The organism is Desulfotomaculum sp. (assembly GCF_982386235.1).
In genome coordinates, this window is record NZ_CEVWQM010000027.1 from 17,884 (window position 1) to 36,190 (window position 18,307).

14 protein-coding genes are annotated in these 18,307 nt (G+C 45.4%); all 14 read right to left on the reverse strand.

Features of this window, described 5'->3' with window-relative positions:
• Window positions 1-4: 4 nt before the first annotated feature.
• Window positions 5-829 (reverse strand): CheR family methyltransferase, encoded by an 825-nt coding sequence (locus tag AC1U9Z_RS14545; protein WP_479958123.1) that lies wholly within the window; start codon window positions 827-829, stop codon window positions 5-7.
• Window positions 830-882: 53 nt separating this feature from the next.
• The gene (locus AC1U9Z_RS14550; RefSeq protein ID WP_333532566.1) at window positions 883-2,997 is read right to left on the reverse strand and encodes a methyl-accepting chemotaxis protein; all 2,115 of its coding nucleotides are present in this window, start codon (window positions 2,995-2,997) and stop codon (window positions 883-885) included.
• 18 nt (window positions 2,998-3,015) lie between these two features.
• A complete protein-coding gene (locus tag AC1U9Z_RS14555; protein ID WP_333532643.1) occupies window positions 3,016-3,492 on the reverse strand; it encodes a chemotaxis protein CheW in 477 nt (158 codons plus the stop codon).
• A 22-nt stretch (window positions 3,493-3,514) separates the two neighbouring features.
• Window positions 3,515-5,665, reverse strand: a complete 2,151-nt coding sequence (locus tag AC1U9Z_RS14560; protein WP_479958124.1) for a chemotaxis protein CheA — start codon at window positions 5,663-5,665, stop codon at window positions 3,515-3,517.
• Between the two features lie 17 nt (window positions 5,666-5,682).
• Window positions 5,683-7,269 carry an HD-GYP domain-containing protein gene (locus AC1U9Z_RS14565; protein ID WP_479958125.1) on the reverse strand — a complete coding sequence of 529 codons (1,587 nt, stop codon included), beginning with the start codon at window positions 7,267-7,269 and terminating at the stop codon, window positions 5,683-5,685.
• A 288-nt stretch (window positions 7,270-7,557) separates the two neighbouring features.
• Window positions 7,558-9,009: a sigma-54-dependent transcriptional regulator gene (locus tag AC1U9Z_RS14570; RefSeq protein WP_479958126.1), complete on the reverse strand. Its 1,452-nt coding sequence runs from the start codon at window positions 9,007-9,009 to the stop codon at window positions 7,558-7,560.
• A 179-nt stretch (window positions 9,010-9,188) separates the two neighbouring features.
• Window positions 9,189-11,924 (reverse strand): PAS domain S-box protein, encoded by a 2,736-nt coding sequence (locus AC1U9Z_RS14575; RefSeq protein ID WP_479958127.1) that lies wholly within the window; start codon window positions 11,922-11,924, stop codon window positions 9,189-9,191.
• The gene (locus AC1U9Z_RS14580) at window positions 11,917-12,375 is read right to left on the reverse strand and encodes a response regulator (protein WP_479958128.1); all 459 of its coding nucleotides are present in this window, start codon (window positions 12,373-12,375) and stop codon (window positions 11,917-11,919) included. Before AC1U9Z_RS14580 ends, AC1U9Z_RS14575 begins: the two co-directional genes overlap by 8 nt.
• A 71-nt stretch (window positions 12,376-12,446) precedes the next feature.
• The gene (locus AC1U9Z_RS14585; RefSeq protein WP_333532560.1) at window positions 12,447-14,150 is read right to left on the reverse strand and encodes a sensor histidine kinase; all 1,704 of its coding nucleotides are present in this window, start codon (window positions 14,148-14,150) and stop codon (window positions 12,447-12,449) included.
• Between the two features lie 234 nt (window positions 14,151-14,384).
• Window positions 14,385-15,212, reverse strand: a complete 828-nt coding sequence (locus AC1U9Z_RS14590; protein WP_333532559.1) for a sulfite exporter TauE/SafE family protein — start codon at window positions 15,210-15,212, stop codon at window positions 14,385-14,387.
• Window positions 15,213-15,290: 78 nt separating this feature from the next.
• Entirely contained in the window at window positions 15,291-15,641 is a 351-nt protein-coding gene (locus tag AC1U9Z_RS14595; protein WP_479958129.1) for a DsrE family protein, read from the reverse strand.
• Between the two features lies 1 nt (window position 15,642).
• The gene (locus tag AC1U9Z_RS14600; RefSeq protein WP_479958130.1) at window positions 15,643-15,948 is read right to left on the reverse strand and encodes a hypothetical protein; all 306 of its coding nucleotides are present in this window, start codon (window positions 15,946-15,948) and stop codon (window positions 15,643-15,645) included.
• A gap of 286 nt (window positions 15,949-16,234) precedes the next feature.
• Window positions 16,235-16,924 (reverse strand): cysteate racemase, encoded by a 690-nt coding sequence (gene cuyB / locus AC1U9Z_RS14605; protein WP_479958131.1) that lies wholly within the window; start codon window positions 16,922-16,924, stop codon window positions 16,235-16,237.
• A 93-nt stretch (window positions 16,925-17,017) separates the two neighbouring features.
• Window positions 17,018-18,304 (reverse strand): histidinol dehydrogenase, encoded by a 1,287-nt coding sequence (gene hisD / locus AC1U9Z_RS14610; RefSeq protein ID WP_479958132.1) that lies wholly within the window; start codon window positions 18,302-18,304, stop codon window positions 17,018-17,020.
• Between the last annotated feature and the right edge of the window lie 3 nt (window positions 18,305-18,307).

An 18,307-nucleotide genomic window follows, 5' to 3' on the forward strand; every position in this document is an offset into this window, starting at 1 on the left:
CTAATCATCTCTTCTGGTAGATGGCCGGTTGAATAAACCGATAAAGGTTGTTGGACTGTCCCAGTGATTCTGAGTGGCTGATAAATAAATAGCCTTCTGGTTCTGTATACCGATGAAATCGCTCAATAATGGCGGTTCGAGTAGCATTATCAAAATAAATCATGACATTTCGGCAAAGGATAACATCAAAGAGCCCTTTAAATGGATAGCTCTCATTGGTCAAATTCAGCCGACGAAATAAAATTAATTCTTTAAGTTCTTGGCTAACCAGCCAATTACCCGCCGCATCAGGTTTAAAGTAACGGATACGGTACATGGGGGGAACCTGTTGCAGTTGGGCTCCGGTGTAATTTCCAGCAATGGCCTTGGTCAGGGCACTGCTGGAAATATCCGTGGCCAAAATACCAATGTCCCATTTATTTATTTCCCAGCCAAAAAACTCCTTTATTAGCATGGCCAGGGTATAGGGCTCTTCCCCGGATGAACAACCAGCAGACCAAATCCTAATTCTTTTAGAATGACGATTCTTTTCTACCAGCCTGGGAAGTACCACTTCTTGTAAAAATTGAAAGTGCTCAAACTCTCTAAAAAAGTAAGTATAGTTGGTGGATAATTTATCTGCCAGATGTAAAAGGGCTTGACCCGATGGATCCTTTACCACATAGTCATAGTAGGCCTTAAAGCTTGCAAAGCCACCTTCATAGACTGTTTTCAGCAGTCGATCAATGAGCAAGGATCTTTTTTCCAAGGTAATATTAATACCAAAGCTTTTATATACCAAGTTACTTAGGAGACGAAACTCCTCATCGGTCAACTGAAGATTTTTCATCCCTTTAGCCCCTTCCGGTTTAAACAACCCATAGATACCACAGAGTACTTACATTAAAACTTACCAAAATCGCTATCGTCTAAGGATATGATATCTTGTGGCCTAACCAGGTTTTTCTTTTCCTGTCCCGTTTGGCTCGGTTCTACTTTATTTTTTTTACTGCTTTGCCTCCCAGATACAATCCCAACGGATGTGTTCATTAGGGTTGGGTTTCCTTGACTCTTTCGGCTAAGTCTGAAGTGCCCCAGCATCTCTTTCAGGTTCACTGCCTGACCGGATAATTCCTCACCGGCGGCGGCGGATTGCTCAGCACTGGCGGTGTTTTGTTGGGTAACTTGATCTACTTGGCTGAGGCCAGCGTTGATTTGACCGATGCCCTGGGCCTGTTCCTTGGAGGCCGCGGCTATCTCACTGATTAAATCAGTGACCTTGGTGGCTCCGTTGACGATGCCCTCTAAGGATTTTGAAGTATCCTGGGCAATTTGTGTTCCTACCTCCGTCCTTTTGATGGAATCCTCAATCATTTCCGTGGTTTCCTTAGCAGCCTTGGCACTGCGTTGGGCCAGATTGCGCACTTCCTCCGCCACCACCGTGAAGCCCTTGCCGTGTTTACCTGCCCGAGCTGCTTCCACTGCGGCGTTGAGGGCCAATAGGTTGGTTTGGAAAGCAATCTCATCGATGACTTTGATGATTTTGGATATTCCATTGGCTGATTCATTAATATCGGTCATGGCCTTAACCATTTGCACCATCTTTTGATTGCCGTTTTCCGCATTGTCTTTAGCCAGAACAGCCAGTTGATTAGCCTGCATGGCATTTTCAGCATTTTGGCTGGTTTGTGAAGCCATTTCCTGCATGGAGGATGAAATTTGTTCAACGGCACTGGCAGATTCAGTGGCCCCCTGGGATAGGGCTTGGCTGGCTTCGGATATCTGCCGGGACCCTGCGGCCACCTGATCCACCGCCACTGTCACTTGACTTAGGATCTGATTGATGGAATCGATGGTACTGTTAAGGGCCTCTTTGATCATGGCATGGTCACCCAGGTAATCTCCGTTTACATTGGTATCAAGGTTGCCCTTGGCCATTTCCTGTAAGCAGGCAACCGCCTCGTTGATAGGTCTAAGGACAGCATCCAAAGTATCATTAACACCCTTGACTATTTCATAATAACCACCTTTGAATTTAGCTGCCTGGCCTCTGGTTTCCAGTCGTCCCTCCACTGCGGCTTGGACTAATAAATTGCTTTCCTCCACCAATTCCTTAATGGTATTTACCATTAAGCTAAGATTCTTTCCTAAAACATCATTTTCCGAACTTACCTTTACTTGTACAGATAAATCCCCTTCGGCCACCTTTGCTAAGGCCAATGACTGGCATTTAATATTTTCTGCCATGGACTTAAAGGAAGCTGCCAGCATACCTACTTCATCTTTGGCAGTGGCTTTAACATCAACATTTACATCTCCCAGAGCCAGTTTATCTGCCGCTGCTGCCAATTCCTTAATCGGTCTGCTAATAATCCGGGCAATGAATAACCCTAGACCAATGGAGATCAGTACACCCACCAGAATGATAATAAGCATTGAAGTCACGGCACTGGCGGCAATGCTGCTGTTTTCCTCAGCGGTCTCCTTGGCCATTTCAATTTTGATTTCCATAATTCGATTGATAATATCTAATTCTTCTCTGGCCGCTTTCCCATGGGTTCCATTTTCACTTATTACCGCCAGCGCCTCCGCATCCTGATCGGCCATGGCCAATTGAATCAGCCTGTCTGTTTCAGAACGAAAGACCCGATCCACTTCATAATATTTCCTGAATAATTCTTTTCCTTCCTCGGTTAGAATGGTTTTTTCTACTTCTGAAATATTTTTATCAATGGTGGCAAAATAATCCTTAATCCTGTTACTACGTTCTTGGATTTCCGCCGGTGAATTCGATATAATAATGTCTCTGGTATTTACCCGAATACGTTGAAAGGCGGTGGACATTTCAGCCATATTACCCATGGGTGCTGTCATTTTTTCATACATATTATTGTCAGCTTCGTTAATTTTTTTGATATTACTAATGCCGATATAACCAATAATACCTGCAACAAGAGCCACGATAATAAAAGCAATGGTTAATTTGGTAGCAATTTTTAAATTATAAAACCAGTTCATAGGTCTAGCCTCCTATTTTTATTCCTCCAGGAGTTTCTCCACATCCAGCAGCAGCTTGACTTGTTCCCCGACTTTCCCCATACCCTGAATGTACCTATTTTCCCTGCTCCGTCGCATACTGGGTGCTGGTTCAATATCCTGTTTTGGTATATCCAGCACCTCTGATACACGGTCTACAATTAACCCCATTGGCTGACCTTTTACCTGAATTACGATAATACAGGTTCGTTCATCATACTCCCTCACTGCCGCACCAAAGCGCAAACGCACATCCATTACCGGAATCACTTTGCCCCGTAGGTTTATGACTCCTTTGATATATTCAGGTACGTCGGGAACCTCGGTGATTCTTTGAATACCGATGATTTCCGTGACATACTGAATTTCTAAACCGTATTCTTCATTAATCAGGAGAAAGGTAAGGTATTTCCCCTCTTGGGTATCCTCTAAATCATCCTCCTCTTGCAGAAGATCCAAATCTAATTTATCCTTCATAGCCATCCTTTCGCCTTCTTTCTTATTCGGTTTTAATTCCCAGCAGATCCTCAGTGGAAACCATTAAATTGGCTATATCCAAGATCATACTGACTTCCCCATCCCCCAAGATTGCCATCCCAGAGACCCCCCTGATATTCCCCAGAGCCGGTGGAAGGGGTTTAATAACAATTTGTTGTTGACCAATTAGTTCATCCACAAATAGGCAACATTTCTGGTCTTCGCTTTCCATAACAATTAATATACCTTCGGTTAATCCCTCAAAGGTCGGCTGAACTTTGTAAAGCTGATGCAGTCGGATAACTGGCAGTAATTCGCCACGGATATTCACAACTTCTAAGCCATCCGGGTTCACCACGATTTGACTGCCCTTGGGTTGAAAACATTCCTTAATGGAGGCAATGGGGAAGGTATACATGGCCTTACCCACCCGCACCACCATTCCTTCAATAATGGCCAAGGTTAAGGGTATGCGGATAATAAACAGGGTTCCCTGGCCAGGTGTACTGCGTATTTCAATGCGTCCCCGCAGCTTTTCAATATTTTGCCTTACTACATCCATGCCAACACCCCGGCCGGAAATGGCTGATATCTCAGCGACCGTAGTTAGCCCCGGTTCAAATATAAGTTTCCAAACCTCTTCATCTTTTAAATCCTGGCGTTCATTAAGAAGCAAACCGCGTTCAATGGCTTTGTTTAAAATTTTTTCTCGATTTAATCCTTTGCCATCATCCCTGATCAAAATCCAAACCTCACCACCTGTGTGTCTTGCCTCTAAAATGACTCGCCCGGTTTCAGGTTTTCCGACAGCCCTACGTTGTTCGGGGGATTCAAGGCCGTGATCCACAGCATTACGCATGATATGGACCAAGGGGTCTGAAATTTGCTCAATGATGGTTTTATCAACCTCGGTATCCTCACCAATAATTTCCAGGGTTGCTTTTTTATGCATTTTATTCGAAACATCCCTTACTACCCGAACCATTTTGCGAAAAATCCCGGCCAAAGGCACCATCCGCAGGCTCATGGATACGTCTTGAATATCCCGTGTGATTTTATTAAGATGGCTAATGGCCTTTTCAAATCGATCCAACTGAAGTCCCTGGAGATCGGGATTATGGGAAACCATTGCCGCAGAGATAACCATCTCCCCCACCAAATCTAACAGTGTATCTAGCTTTTCCACATCCACTCGAATGGCCTGTTGAATGTTGTTAGTGACATTCTTGTTTGGGTCAGCACCACCGGTAACATTGCCATTGGTAGGTAGTCTTTCTGCTTCCACCAATACCTGCTGCTGCTCAAGAAGGGAGCTTGACTCCGCCTGTTCTCCCACCAAATCATCCTCTTTGGCTATCTTTTGTTCATAGGGGACAACAACTTTACCCAAACGATCCCTCAGGCTATCAATGGTCTTAAGTAATTCTGAAATTGCCTCATTGTTTACGGTTACCTGACCCTCCAGCATTTCGTTAAGCGTATTTTCAGCCCCGTGGCTGACTTGTTCCAAATCACTAAAACCAAGAAAACCGGCATTCCCTTTAAAACTATGAAAGGAACGAAAGATCTGCTCCAGCAGTGGATAATGATTGGGTTTATTCTCAAGCTGTAATAATGAAGTTTCAGCTTCTTCCAGGATCTCCCACCCGTCCTCGATGAATCGTTTAATCATTTCTGGGGTTATGGTAAAGATCCATGCTGCGGGATCGGGGGGACTTTGTTCTTCTGGTTCCTCCGCCGGATCAGCCTTTGCCGCGATACCTTGAATCGTCTGTTGAATCTCGCCAATTATGCCCCTGGCCTCGTTTTCCAAACCCCCATCTGAAAGTTGCTGTTCAATGGTATTCAGCAGCCCCTTGATAAAATCGCCGGTTTTATAAAGCAGCTCAATATGACCCGGTGCCAGGCTGGCTTTTCCTTTGCGGAAAATATCCAGCAGGGTTTCTGCTTCATGTGTGACATTAATCACCGTTTGCAGGTCTAGAAAGGAGGCCATACCTTTAATGGAATGAAAAAGCCTAAAGATGCTGTTTAAAATCTCATCATCCACCATTCCCGCATGAGAAACATGTTCTTCCATAGCGATGATCTGTGGTTCTATTTCCTCCAGCAATTCTCTGCTTTCGGCTACAAAATCACCAATCATCTCAATGCGTTCCTGGTCTTCACCCATCTCTCCTCCTCCTTTCTCTATCGCTCTTTTTCCCGCAGCAGTGCCTGCAGTTCCTCATAGGCCCTTTTAAGCTTGTTAAACTCCTGAGCCATTCGCTCCTGTTCCTCTTTGGTTTGTTTTCTTACCTCTGCCTCATCACCGATTTTTTCTATTGTTGCCAAAAGCTCCTCAATCACCACTGGTTTGCCAAAAAAAGCATAGGCCCCATGATTAACTGCTGCAATGGCCGTTTCAGCATCACCATAGCCGGTAAGAATGATGACCTTAGCATCCTGATCCAATTGCCGAATGGCCTTTAATACCTCGATACCAGTCATGCCAGGCATTTTCATGTCAGTAATGACAACATCATAGGAGTTTTCCAAGTAGTCTTTTATAGCTTCCTCCGGTACAGTAAACACGTTTAATTCATGACCTGTGGGTTCAAGAGCACTGACCAAACCATCCAAACAGTCACGATCATCATCAATCAACATAAATTTCATTCTAATCCCCCCATACTTTACCGTACTGACAATACAACCAGTATTTTGCTGTAAGTCAATTATTTTGTTGTGCTCCGAACTCTGCTCGTAGGGTGAATAAATAATTTTGACCCTGGGCCTGGTGGGTGCTCTTGTGGGTATTCCCACCACCATCCCCACTTCCCCGGTATTTAAAGTAACCATGGTATTCTCCGGATATAAGACGACTGTTTGCAGGAAGGCCTGCACCACCCGGGGGGAAAACTCCTGCCCTTCACCCTTCAAAATAATTTCCACTGCATGGTAGGGTGGAAAACCAGATCGGTAGGGCCGGTCCGTGGTTAAGGCATCGAAAACATCGGCAACAGCTATGATTTGGGCATTGGGGTGAATTTCATCCCCCTGCAATCCATCTGGATACCCCTTGCCGTCCCATCTTTCATGATGTTGGCGCACGGTAGTTATATGTTCCTTTGTATCTAACAAAGGCATAACGATGTTCATTCCTATCAGCGGGTGTTTTCTTATAATGGAAAATTCGTCCGGGGTTAGGCCCCCCGGTTTATTTAAAATTTCCTTGGGCACCAGTAATTTCCCCAAATCATGCATTAAAGCCCCAGCGGCCAAATCAGTCAGACCTTGACGATTAAACGCCATCTCCATGCCAATCAGAACAGCTAATAAAGCCACATTAATGGAATGCACATAGGTATAAGGGTCATGCTCATGAAGCATATCAAAGTACATTCTTAATTTTGAATTCTTCCGTATACAGCTTCTAACATCATCCACCACATTGTTGGCATCCCCCAGCCTTTGCTGATTGACCAATTTAGCTTCTTGGTAAAGTCCTCGCATCCGTTGGGCTGAATGGGCCATTAGATTTTCCGGTGTATCGTCATAGTCTATGCCCTTTTTAATGTAGGGTAGCTGACATATCCTTCTCTGAAATTCCTGCCATGCACCATGCAAAACATATAATTCTTTATTCTTAAACATATCCTGAATTTCTGAAGTAACCTTTTCTCCTTTTAGCAAAATCGGCTGACCTTGTCGGTTAAATAAATCTAAAGGAGATGTATCGTGGATATCTAAACTTAGATGATAGGGTTTTAGAATATGGTGAATTTCCTTTGCCACTGCCTCACTTCCCTTGTCCGTTATTGCTGTTTAACTATTCAAAGCAAAAACCATGCCGATTTTGCTGTTAGCCGTTCGTTTTTAGTATCCTGAAAAATGGCCATGCGCCTTGGGATTTAAAACCGCTATCTAGGTCATCCTGAGCAGTAGCGAAGGATCTTTTCCATCATTGAAAAGCTAGCCCTAAGATCCTTCGCTGTCACTCAGGATGACATTTCTTTTTCATGTAAGAAAAAACAAGTGAACCCTTTGGTACACCAAAGGGTTCACTTGTGCAGGGTGGTTCATTTATAGCTTTTGCATTCGACCATAGAGTACGCGGCGGGATATATCCAGGTAGCGGGCGGTTTTTGTTCGATTACCGCCGTGCATTTCCAATGCTTTGACAATGATCCTATTCATGTATTCCTCTAGGGAAAAGGGTTCCTTGGGCAGAGTAAATTCCTTGGGGTTGAGCTGCTGCCCGATCGTGTTTTGACTGGGTGTGAGCATCGTATTCTCGGGGGTTAGTAAACCTAAGTGAGAGGATTGCAAGGTTTCGTCATTGTACATAAAAACCGCCCACTCAATGGCATTTCGTAATTCACGGACATTGCCTGGCCAGGGGTAGTTTTCCAACAACTTGGCCGCTGCAGTTCCAATCCTTTTAAACCCTTTACCCTTTTCTTTGGCAAACTTATCCAAAAAGAGTTTGGCCAGGGGTAGGATATCTGCCCCCCTTTCCCTTAGTGGCGGAAGTTGCATATAACCTATTTTCAGGCGATAATACAGATCTTCTCTAAACTTCCCTTCCTCTACCCTGCTTTTTAAATCGACATTGGTGGCACAGATTACCCTCACATCAACCTTTACTTTTTTTAGACCGCCAACCCGATAATACTCCCTTTCCTGCATCACACGCAGTAGTTTTCCCTGCAGTTCCAGGGGAATTTCCGCCACTTCGTCAAGAAAGATGGTCCCTCCCTGGGCCAGATCAAACTTACCCCTTTGTCCCTTAGCCAGACCCCCGGTAAAGGCTCCCGCTTCGTAGCCGAACAATTCACTTTCAAATAAACTTGGTGTCAGGGCTGCACAGTTAATGTCCACAAAGGGCAGCATTTCATTGATGCCGCCATAGTGGATGATCCTGGCAATAACTTCTTTGCCACTGCCGGTTTCTCCTTGAATAAGCACCGGAATGGTACGGTCTGTATGATATTTATGAGCCTGATCCACCAACCGGATCATTTCCTGGGAGAAAAAGCCGATACCAGCCATGCCGATGGATTGGGCCAGGGTCTTTTTTAATTGCACCAATTCCCTGCGGGTTGCCTCCGTCTCATCCTGCAATTTTTCCTGAAAGTGTTTGGTCAAAACAGTATTTTCTTCGATGAGGGCTTGGTGTTCGGCAATCCGTTCGGTTATGACTGCCAGTTCCTCTATATTGATGGGCTTTAATAAGTAGTCATAGGCCCCTGCCCGAAGGGCTGAGATGGCTGTCTCCATATCTCCATGGCCGGTAAAAAGCACCACGTTCGTATTGCTTTTCAGAGGGGTTTGTGCTACTTGTCTAAGGAAGTCTAACCCAGACATTTTGGGCATTTTTATGTCCGATAAGACCATGGGAAAATGACCCCTGGCCAAAAACCCGAGGGCTTCTTCCCCGTTGCCGCACTCCGTCACATGGTGTCCCATTTCACACAAAAAATCAGCCACCCCGGCCCTGCTGTCCCGGTCGTCATCCACCAGCAGTATATTCACTTTCACCCCTCCTGCTTTGTTGTTAGCTGTCAGCTAAAAGACTTCTACCGCTAACAGCCCTAGCAACGAATTAAAACTTTGTGTCATCCTGAACCACAGCGGCGAAATAACCAGCCAAGGAAAGAAAAGACCCTCCGCTATCACACCGGATGACCTGGTTAATCGCTAAGAGCGAAAGGCTAATGACTGGATACCCAGGTGCATCTGGGTCCATCGTTAAGGAAAGGAAACTCCACTCGAAAGACGGCACCTGCCCCAGCCTGTTCCTTACAATAAACTTGGCCGCCCAAGGAATGTACAATCGTATGGATGATGGCTAAACCCAGTCCCATACCCACTCCCGCAGGTTTGGTGGTAAAGAAGGGGTCAAAAATCCTTTTCCTGTCCTCATCTTTGATGCCTGGCCCATTGTCACTTACTTCCAGGATTACCTTATCTTCGGCCCAGGTGGCACAGATAATCTCCTTCGTACTCTGATTCACCGTATCCAGGGACTGCATGGCATTGATTAAAAGGTTAATAACAACTTCCTCCAACCTGGTTTCCTGACCCAGTATAGGGGGAAGATTACTTTGTGTTTTCTTTACAACGTGAATACCATGGGATGACAGTTGTTTGCCAACCATCGCCAATGCACCCTCCACCGCATCATTTAAATTACAAGGGGCAACACTGTTCAGTTTTTCTGTTCGGACAAAGGAACGCATGTGTTTGATAATATCATCGATGCGGCTGGCCTGGGCAGAGATCTTTTGAATATTGGTCATTGTTCTTGCAACATCCATAACCCGTCCCCTGTTGTGCCAATAAATCATACCGTCTGCTATTACCTTAAGGGAATTTAGGGGCTGATTAATTTCATGGGCAATGCCCGCAGCCATCGTGCCAAGGGAAGCTAGCCTTTCTACCCTGGCCAGTCTTTCCTGGGTCTCCAGCATCTCCGCCTCTGCCCTTTTTCTTTGTGAGATATCACGAATCACACTTAATAAAAGGGAACTGCCGGCCACCTGGGTGACTCCCAGTGAGCTCACTTCCACCGGAAAACAACTGCCATCCTTTCGACGGTGCATGGTCTCAAATAAAAACTCGCCGCCAAAGGACCTGCGAAACTGTTCATCATAGTTTCGCATATCTTCCGACGCACGTAAATCGATAATCTTTAAGGCAAGAAGTTCCTGCCGGGAGTAACCATAGATCTTTTCTGCCGCTTCATTGGCCTCAAGTATTTTCCCCTCTGTATCCATCATCAAAATAATATCATTGACACTCTTAAACAAAAGATGATAACGCTGCAGCACTTCTTCTGCCCTTTTGCGCACAGAAATATCTTGTTTAATGGCAATAAAATTGGCAATCATCCCCTGCTCATCCCGTACCGGAGTGATGGTCATCTCTTCGGCGTATAAAGTTCCGTCCTTGCGCCTGTTAATCATTTCCCCCTGCCAGACATGACCACACAGGATATGTTCCCAAAGTTCTTGATAAAAGGCGCGATCCTGCAGCCCAGATTTTAAGAGGCGGGAATTTTCCCCCAACACCTCCCATTGGGAATAACCAGTGAGATTACAAAAGGCAGGATTCACCCATTGAATATCGCCGGCCGGGTCAGTTATGACAATGGCGTTAGCGGCAGCTTCCATAACTTTCGTTAAAAGCTTTAGCTGTTGTCGGGATGAAGCATCATGGATGGCAATGGCCAGTTGTCCGGCAATATTTTCAAAGGAATGGTTGCGTTCCCTGGTGAAATAGCTTACTTGGTCACTGTAAATTCCCAGGACACCAATCACTTGCCTACCGATAAGCAAAGGAAAACCAGCCATGGAACGAATGCCACAGGAAGTTAGTTGTTCCTGCCAAATACCACGTACCTCATTGGTCGTCAATAACTGCGTTTGGCCGGATTCGATGGCCTGGGTACAAGGGTCCCGACCTTCTAAAAGATTTTCCCAGATGAAAAAATGTGTATATAAGTCTGCCTCGATGGCACCGGCCTTGGCACCAATGCGGACAGATCCGTCCGGTTCCTTGAGGACAATCCAAGCAAGTTTAATATCCAGCAAACGGGACAGTTGATCACAGATAAAATCAAGAATTTGATCCAAGGGTTTTTCTGCCAAGACCATCATGGCCATTTGGTATAACAAAACATCTTGGAACTCAAGCCATTTTCTTTGGGTAATGTCCCGAACCACACAGACAAATCTTTCCTTTGGTTCAATTGTCTTTTTATTCAAGGATAGCTCTGCGATAAAGCAACTGCCATCCTTTCTTCGTCCAGTGGTCTCAGTAATGATACCCTTTCCCTCTGTTTTCAGTTGATTAAATGAGACATATCCCATCAGCAAATAAATGGCTTGATGTCGTATCTCTGCCTGGCTATAGCCAAACATCTTCTCCGCAGCAGGATTAAAGGTTTTTATTTCCCCTTGATTATCAAAGGTAATGATGGCATCAAAGGAACCTTCGAAAATCGCCCGCATCCTGACCTCGTTTTGGCGCATGGACTTTTCGGCTAATCTTGCTTGCTCCTCCGCCCTGCTTACACGCAGGGCATAACGCAGGCTTTGCTTCAGAGATTCAGGGGAAATTCTGTCCTTTGCAAGGTAGTCTGAGGCACCGGCTTTCATTATTTCCACCGCTGTTTGTTCGTCCCCATAACCAGTCAGCATGACCACAGGAACGCTCGAATTGACCGCCTTAATTTTTTGTAGTATTTGTAAACCATTTTCCCCGGGCAATCGATAATCAATAAAAACACAATCAAAATCTTTTTCCTTGAGTAAAACCAGTGCTGTCACGCCGTCACTGGCTTCGGTAACCTCCAAATTAAATTCTGATGTTCTTAACATGCGACCGATAGCCATTCGATCCACTTGGTCGTCATCAATGACAAGGATTTTTATTTGCTCACTCATATAAATCCTTCCTTATACTTGATTGCTTTACTTTGTTCGCAGGTAATTCACTTAGGGTCCAGTATAGGTCAAGAACAGAGATGGCCTCCACAAACTTTGGCAGGGAAAGGGGTTTTACGATATAGCCTGCTACATTATAATTATAGGCATCGATAATATCCCTTTCTTCATCCGAGGTGGTTAATACAATAACTGGAATCGTCTTTAGACTCTGATCATTTCTTATTTCCCGCAATAGTTCAATACCGTTCATTTTAGGCATGTTGATGTCCAATAAAGCAATACTTGGCAGCGGTACATTATCTCCTCTTAACATCGCCAAGGCTTCCACTCCATTGCGGGCTATGTCAAGGGGATTGGTGATATTATTCTTTTGAAAGGCCCTTTTTACAGCCATGATATCCACTTCATCATCTTCTACCAGTAAAATACGTAGGTTTTTATCTCTCATCATCTACTCCACCCTCTATTTAGTCATTAACCATTGGCTATTTGCACAAAAGCCTACGCTAAAAGCAAAGGCTATTTGGGCCATGTAAACTGGAATGTCGTACCACGGCCTCCATCGGAAAACAGTCGCAATTCGCCTTTTTGGCTTTCAATGATTTTTTTAACGATAGCAAGACCAACCCCTGTATTTTCTGCTTCATCTTTGGGGCATAGGGTTTGAAAAAGTTCAAAAATTTTACCGTGATATTCCGGTGCAATGCCTGGCCCATCATCCGCCACTGAAAATTGATAAAAGTCCCCTTTATCCTCCACCGCAATGCTTATTCGACCCTTTGGTTGATCATGATGCTTAACGGCATTGCCAATTAGGTTTGCCAGTACCTGAATTAGCTTGGTGCGATCTGTTTTGATAATGGGCAAATTGGCTGCCGTAGCCACAATAAAACCTGCTGGGAGATGCAGCATATCAATTATTTCCACGATAAGCCGTTTAAGATCCGTCTCCCGTATTTCAGCTTTGAGCCGCCCGGCTCTGGAATACTGCAGAATCCCTTCAATTAGTGACTCCATTCGATGCACCCGTTTACGTAACAGATCCATCATTTTCTTGGCTTCTCCCTGCAGGTCTGGACCCATCTCTTCTTCTATCCAATCGGAGAGATGGGCAATCCCCCGCAGAGGGGCCTTTAAATCATGAGAAACCACATAGGCAAACTGTTCCAATTCCTTGTTGCTTTTTTCCAAATTCCAAGCATATTTTTGTATTTCTTGCTGTTTTTCCCTTAGTCGATTTTCTGCCTCCTTAAGCTCCGTAATATCCCTGCCAATTCCTTCGATAGCGATTAAGCTCCCCTTCCGGTAAACAGGCACATTGCGATGCTCAACCCAAATAACCCGACCATTCTTATGCTGCCAACGTAAAAGCAGTGGTTTGGTAAAGTCCGGTGTCTGAAGATAATTATTAAATATATCCCTTTCCTCAGGGATAACTACCCTAAAGGCTAAGTCTGGATCACCATAATATTCCTCTGGGGTATAGCCAGTAATATTAAAGGTAGCTGGGCTGACATAATCAAATTTCGGATTAGGACCCAGTCTTAACCGATAAATAACATCATGAGCATTTTCTGCTAATAGACGAAATCTTTCTTCACTTATTTTTATGTTATTTCTTACCATTTGGAAATAAATCATTAGGAGTCCCACGGCCACCGTTAGCTCTAAGGTCGAGGCCAGGAAATAACGCCAAAAGGGGTAAGGAATAAAGGACTGTAGCAAAGGATAAGAAATCTTATGAAGGGACCAGATAATAAAAGCCCAACCCACAATGGCATTACCAATCCCATCGGGCAGTTTCTTACTTAAGAAAAGAAATCCGTTCCAAAAATATAAAACTGCTATGAAAGTAAAAGCTGGTATAACCACTAAATAAACGGATAACTCTAAAACAAGGCTGAGGATAAGCCAGCTACTAAAAAACGCTGTGGATATGACCCAGCCTTTTTTCATAGACTGTCCTACAAAGGAATAGGTACCCCATAGTAAACAAAGGGCACTTAGGATACAGGGCAGTTGATCCCCGTGGAGGTAATAGGTGGGGATGTTAGCATAGATAATAAACAGATCATAGATTAAGCGAAATACATAAATCGTCCAGGCAATGGCCCAAATGGCCAGATATTTCTGCCGCTCTTGACTATAAATATACCAATACAGGGACACTAAGACTAAGGTACATAATAATCCCGCCAAAGCCGAGGGTGCCAGCCAGTTCATACGGATCCTCCTAACTCGAACCTGTCTGTTATTAAAATATAATTTGCAACTTTTGTCCTAGGATAGTATGTACGTTCCCTGTTTCACATCCTTTTCCCTTCTAAAAGTTACTTTTTTATTAAGAATTTTAAATCAACTTGTGATATTTGAATACTGTAAAAAACACAAAGGCCCCTGCTAAATTATACCTCTAATTAGCAGGGGACCAATATATATCAATCATCTTGCCTGGCCTTATAATGATTTAACTAAAATGTAAATTCCCATCAATAATAACATTGCATTTGTCATCAGTTGAAACATGCTGCGATTTATTTTTTTAAACAACAGATTGCCAACAATAATGCCCAGAATAACGGATGGCATTAAATATCCCGAAAGAGTAAAAACCTGTGGACTTACTCCCACGGTAACAAATTGCATCGCCATTCCCGTCATATAAACAACGATAAAGAAACCAAGGGTTGTACTTCGGACAACCTCATTTTTAAAATTACCATGATTAAAGTACAGGGAAGTAGGCACACCGGGCATATTAACACTGGTAGTTAAGGCTCCCGCAAAAAATCCCACCAATATTTCCTGGCATTTTTGAACTACATCTAGAAAAGTCCTATCGTTTGGCCTATTGGCCGGTGATTTATCGATCATTCCTACGTCACTTGCATCCGTTGCAATCGCTAATTGATTCGTGCCCTTTACAATAAACTCCTGATAGTATTTATACAAAGAAAGCATGGTAAGGGACAAAACAACAATGGCTATGGTGATTTTCAAGGTTTCTAATGGTGCATAGGCAAAGAATGCTACCCCAATGGGAACCCCAAAAATACTCCCAACAATGAGCTGCTTTAAAATCCTGTAATCAATATGCTGCTTTATTTTCGGTGTTAATACGACAGCTATTAAAAAGGAAAGCAGGATACTGACTTGAATACTTTCCTGAGAATTATATAAAATCAATAGAAAAGGCCCTGCCATGATGGCAAACCCTGATCCTGTAATGGATTGTAGGGCAGAGGCAATAAAAACAATTACAGAAGCATAAATCAATTCATGCATTTTTCATCACCACTTATTTGTGAAATACCCCCATAGGCTAAGGGGTAGTCATTTGCACTACCCCTTAAAAAGTAAATACTAAGGTCTGATATAGCCAAAGCCATCGGCCTGTTTCTTTACAAGCTCGGTAATACCCGCAGGAATTACCTCGACAAAATTTGGCCTTTGACCTTCGTCAAGGTCAAAGGCCCGAAGGGAATTTCTGCAGGCCTTAAATACTACACCAACGTCATTAAGCTCTGCCATCCTAGCTAAGATTTCCTTCTTTTCCTCTGTTTGGTAAAAGGTATTCACCGCTGCCGAATTAACAACTACCTCCACTTCGGCCTCCTGGGGCCCTACATCTTTAAGAAAGTTCGTGATATTTGCTAGGACTCCGGGCCAAATTTCGTTGTCAGATACATGAAATAATACTTTATGGTCAGCCATACTATACCTCCTGCATTTTCTCTTTTGCCAGCTTTTTTAAAGCAAGGATACGTTCTTCCTGAAGGGGCGTAACCCCATGCAGTAAATATTCTTTACCGATATAGGAGTACTTCTGTTCACCTAAACGATGGTAAGCCAACAATTCATACTTTACATTAGGATTTCCTTTAATAAAATTAATTATCGCTAAAATATCTGCCTCTGTATCATTAAACCCTGGAATGACAGGTGTCCTTACCAGAATACTCTTGCCTGGGTTACCAAAATTATTTACACAGATAATTGCAAGGTGTATCGTACGAACCAACTGGTCATGCTCTGGGCAAAATTAAAAACCCGGTTCTTATATTTCAAGACTTCCCGGGTTTAGAGTGTCAAAAAATAGCGTTTGTTGAATTAATCACTTGAAACAAAACTCAAAGAATCTTTTAGATAAGCCTTGGCAGACAATCCCAAGGATAAGCACAAGATGCCATAAGATAGCCTTGACTGCTAAAGAAGTCAATTGGCTAGAAGAAAGTAGCCCGCTGGATAGCCGGTCAGCACTTACTTAGCACAGTCAGCCTGTACCCATACCTCACACTACCTGAATTTTATCCTTTGATTTTGCGAACGATGACCTCGGCGGAAATCTCTCCCGGATCATAGAAGCGAATGGCGCTCTTCACTCCGTCAAAGGCGATGGGCAACTCGGTGCAACCCAGGATAACCTGGCCGATCCCCTCCTCCTTACACCAACGGGCTACCTTCTCGGCATGGCGGTGGGCTCTGTCCATCTGCCCAGCCTTGACCGATCGGATGGCCTCAAGTGTATCCGTAAGGGCAACGGTAGAGGGCAGCCGGAGCCGAATTCCCGCCGCCTGGAGAGGGACTTCATACAGCCCGGCTTGGAGCAGAGCTAGGGTCCCCAGGAGCAGGACTTCCTCCACACCCTGATCCTTCAGGAAGTCAACGGTCAGGTCAATGAGGTTGAGGACGGGGATGCTTACCGCCTCCGCCACGTTGAGATAATAATAGTGTGCCGTGTTGCAGGCGATCACCAGCATGTCAGCCCCACAGCGTTCTAGGCCCGCCGCCATTTCCGCCATGGCGGGGCCAGCACTCTGCCCGCCCGCCAGGATGGCTTCCACTCTAGGAGGAACCTTTGGATTGCAATCCACCAACATTCGGATGTTCTCTTGATCCCGCCCTGCCTTGGTGGCCCGAATGATCTTGATCATGAAATCGGCAGTTGCCTGGGGACCCATACCGCCGAGGATGCCTAGTACCTTCTCCTTACTCACATGCTCGCCTCCCAGACAGAATCAATCCTTAAAATAATTGCCTCCCTTGGGTCGGTGCCGTTGGTACCGGCCCAAGGGCAGACAACAGAATTCTTATTTATACTCGGGAACGGGAATGCCGTACTTCTCCATGCGCTTGTCGATAGAGGCCTTGTGACCCATCATGCCCTCCATGGCACAGGACAGGGAGCAGTAGGGAGCTACGTACTTCAGGCCGCCCTCTTCCACCTTCTGGTAGGTAAGGGTCTTAAGAAACTTGCCAACCCATAGGCCGCCGGTGTACTTGGCTGCTTTCATGGTGGGTAGAATGTGGTTGGTGCCGATGCCCTTGTCACCCATGGCCACAGTGGAGTACTGACCCACGAACAGGGAGCCGTAATTCTTCAGGTTTTCCAACAGCCACTCGTCATGCTCGGTCTGAATCTCCACGTGCTCGCTGGCGTACTCGTCAGCCACCTCAGCGGCCTCCTCGATGCTGTCCACGACCACGATCTGGCCGTTGTTCTCCCAGCACACCCGGGCGGTAGCACCAGTGGAGAGCGCGTCCATCTGCACCTCTAGCTCCTTCATGACCGCTTTGCCGAAAGCCTCGGACAGGCAGATAAGCACACACTCAGACTCCGCGCCATGCTCGGCCTGGGCAATGATATCAGCAGCCACGATCACGGGATCAGCGCTGTCATCGGCCACGATTAGGGCCTCGGAAGGACCGGCGAACTGGTCAATCCCCACCTCGCCATAGAGCTGGCGCTTGGCCTCGGCCACATACTTGTTGCCTGGGCCCACCAGAATATCCACGGGCTTGATGGTTTCTGTGCCTACGCCCATGGCCACCACGGCCTGTATGCCGCCTAAGCAATAGATCTCAGTGGCACCGGCCACAGACATGGCGTAGATGGTCTTGGCTGGGAGCTGGCCCTTGTAGGGCGGAGTACAAGCCATGATCCGCTCCACCTTAGCCACGGCGGCCGGGGTGATGCTCATATTCGCAGAGGCCACGATGGGGTAGGTACCGCCGGGCACATATGAACCGGAAGAACTCACGGGAACGGTTTTCTGGCCCAAGGTGACCCCGGGGAACATCTCCATAGAAAAGTCCTGGATCATGTCGTACTGTCTCTGGGCGAAGCGCTTGACAGAGTCGTGGGCGAAATTGATGGTCTCCTTATCTAAAAGGGATATCTCCTTGCTGGCCTTGGCGATGTCCTCCTCGGTGAGGCGGAAGGACTTGGGACTCCACTTGTCAAACTTTTCAGAGTAGCGGCGAACGGCGGCATCGCCCTCGGCGCGGATCTCCTCAATAATCTTGGCGACGGCTTCCTGTACCTCGGCCTTTGATTGAGCGGTGCGGGGCAGTTTATCCTTCAATATCTTTTTCAAGAC

Bases quoted from the DNA above. Each gene is read 5' to 3' on its own strand.
- AC1U9Z_RS14545 (WP_479958123.1), bottom strand. From the start codon at position 829: ATGAAAAATCTTCAGTTGACCGATGAGGAGTTTCGTCTCCTAAGTAAC.
- AC1U9Z_RS14550 (WP_333532566.1), bottom strand. From the start codon at position 2,997: ATGAACTGGTTTTATAATTTAAAAATTGCTACCAAATTAACCATTGCT.
- AC1U9Z_RS14555 (WP_333532643.1), bottom strand. From the start codon at position 3,492: ATGAAGGATAAATTAGATTTGGATCTTCTGCAAGAGGAGGATGATTTA.
- AC1U9Z_RS14560 (WP_479958124.1), bottom strand. From the start codon at position 5,665: ATGGGTGAAGACCAGGAACGCATTGAGATGATTGGTGATTTTGTAGCC.
- AC1U9Z_RS14575 (WP_479958127.1), bottom strand. From the start codon at position 11,924: ATGAGTGAGCAAATAAAAATCCTTGTCATTGATGACGACCAAGTGGAT.
- AC1U9Z_RS14580 (WP_479958128.1), bottom strand. From the start codon at position 12,375: ATGAGAGATAAAAACCTACGTATTTTACTGGTAGAAGATGATGAAGTG.
- AC1U9Z_RS14585 (WP_333532560.1), bottom strand. From the start codon at position 14,150: ATGAACTGGCTGGCACCCTCGGCTTTGGCGGGATTATTATGTACCTTA.
- AC1U9Z_RS14590 (WP_333532559.1), bottom strand. From the start codon at position 15,212: ATGCATGAATTGATTTATGCTTCTGTAATTGTTTTTATTGCCTCTGCC.
- AC1U9Z_RS14595 (WP_479958129.1), bottom strand. From the start codon at position 15,641: ATGGCTGACCATAAAGTATTATTTCATGTATCTGACAACGAAATTTGG.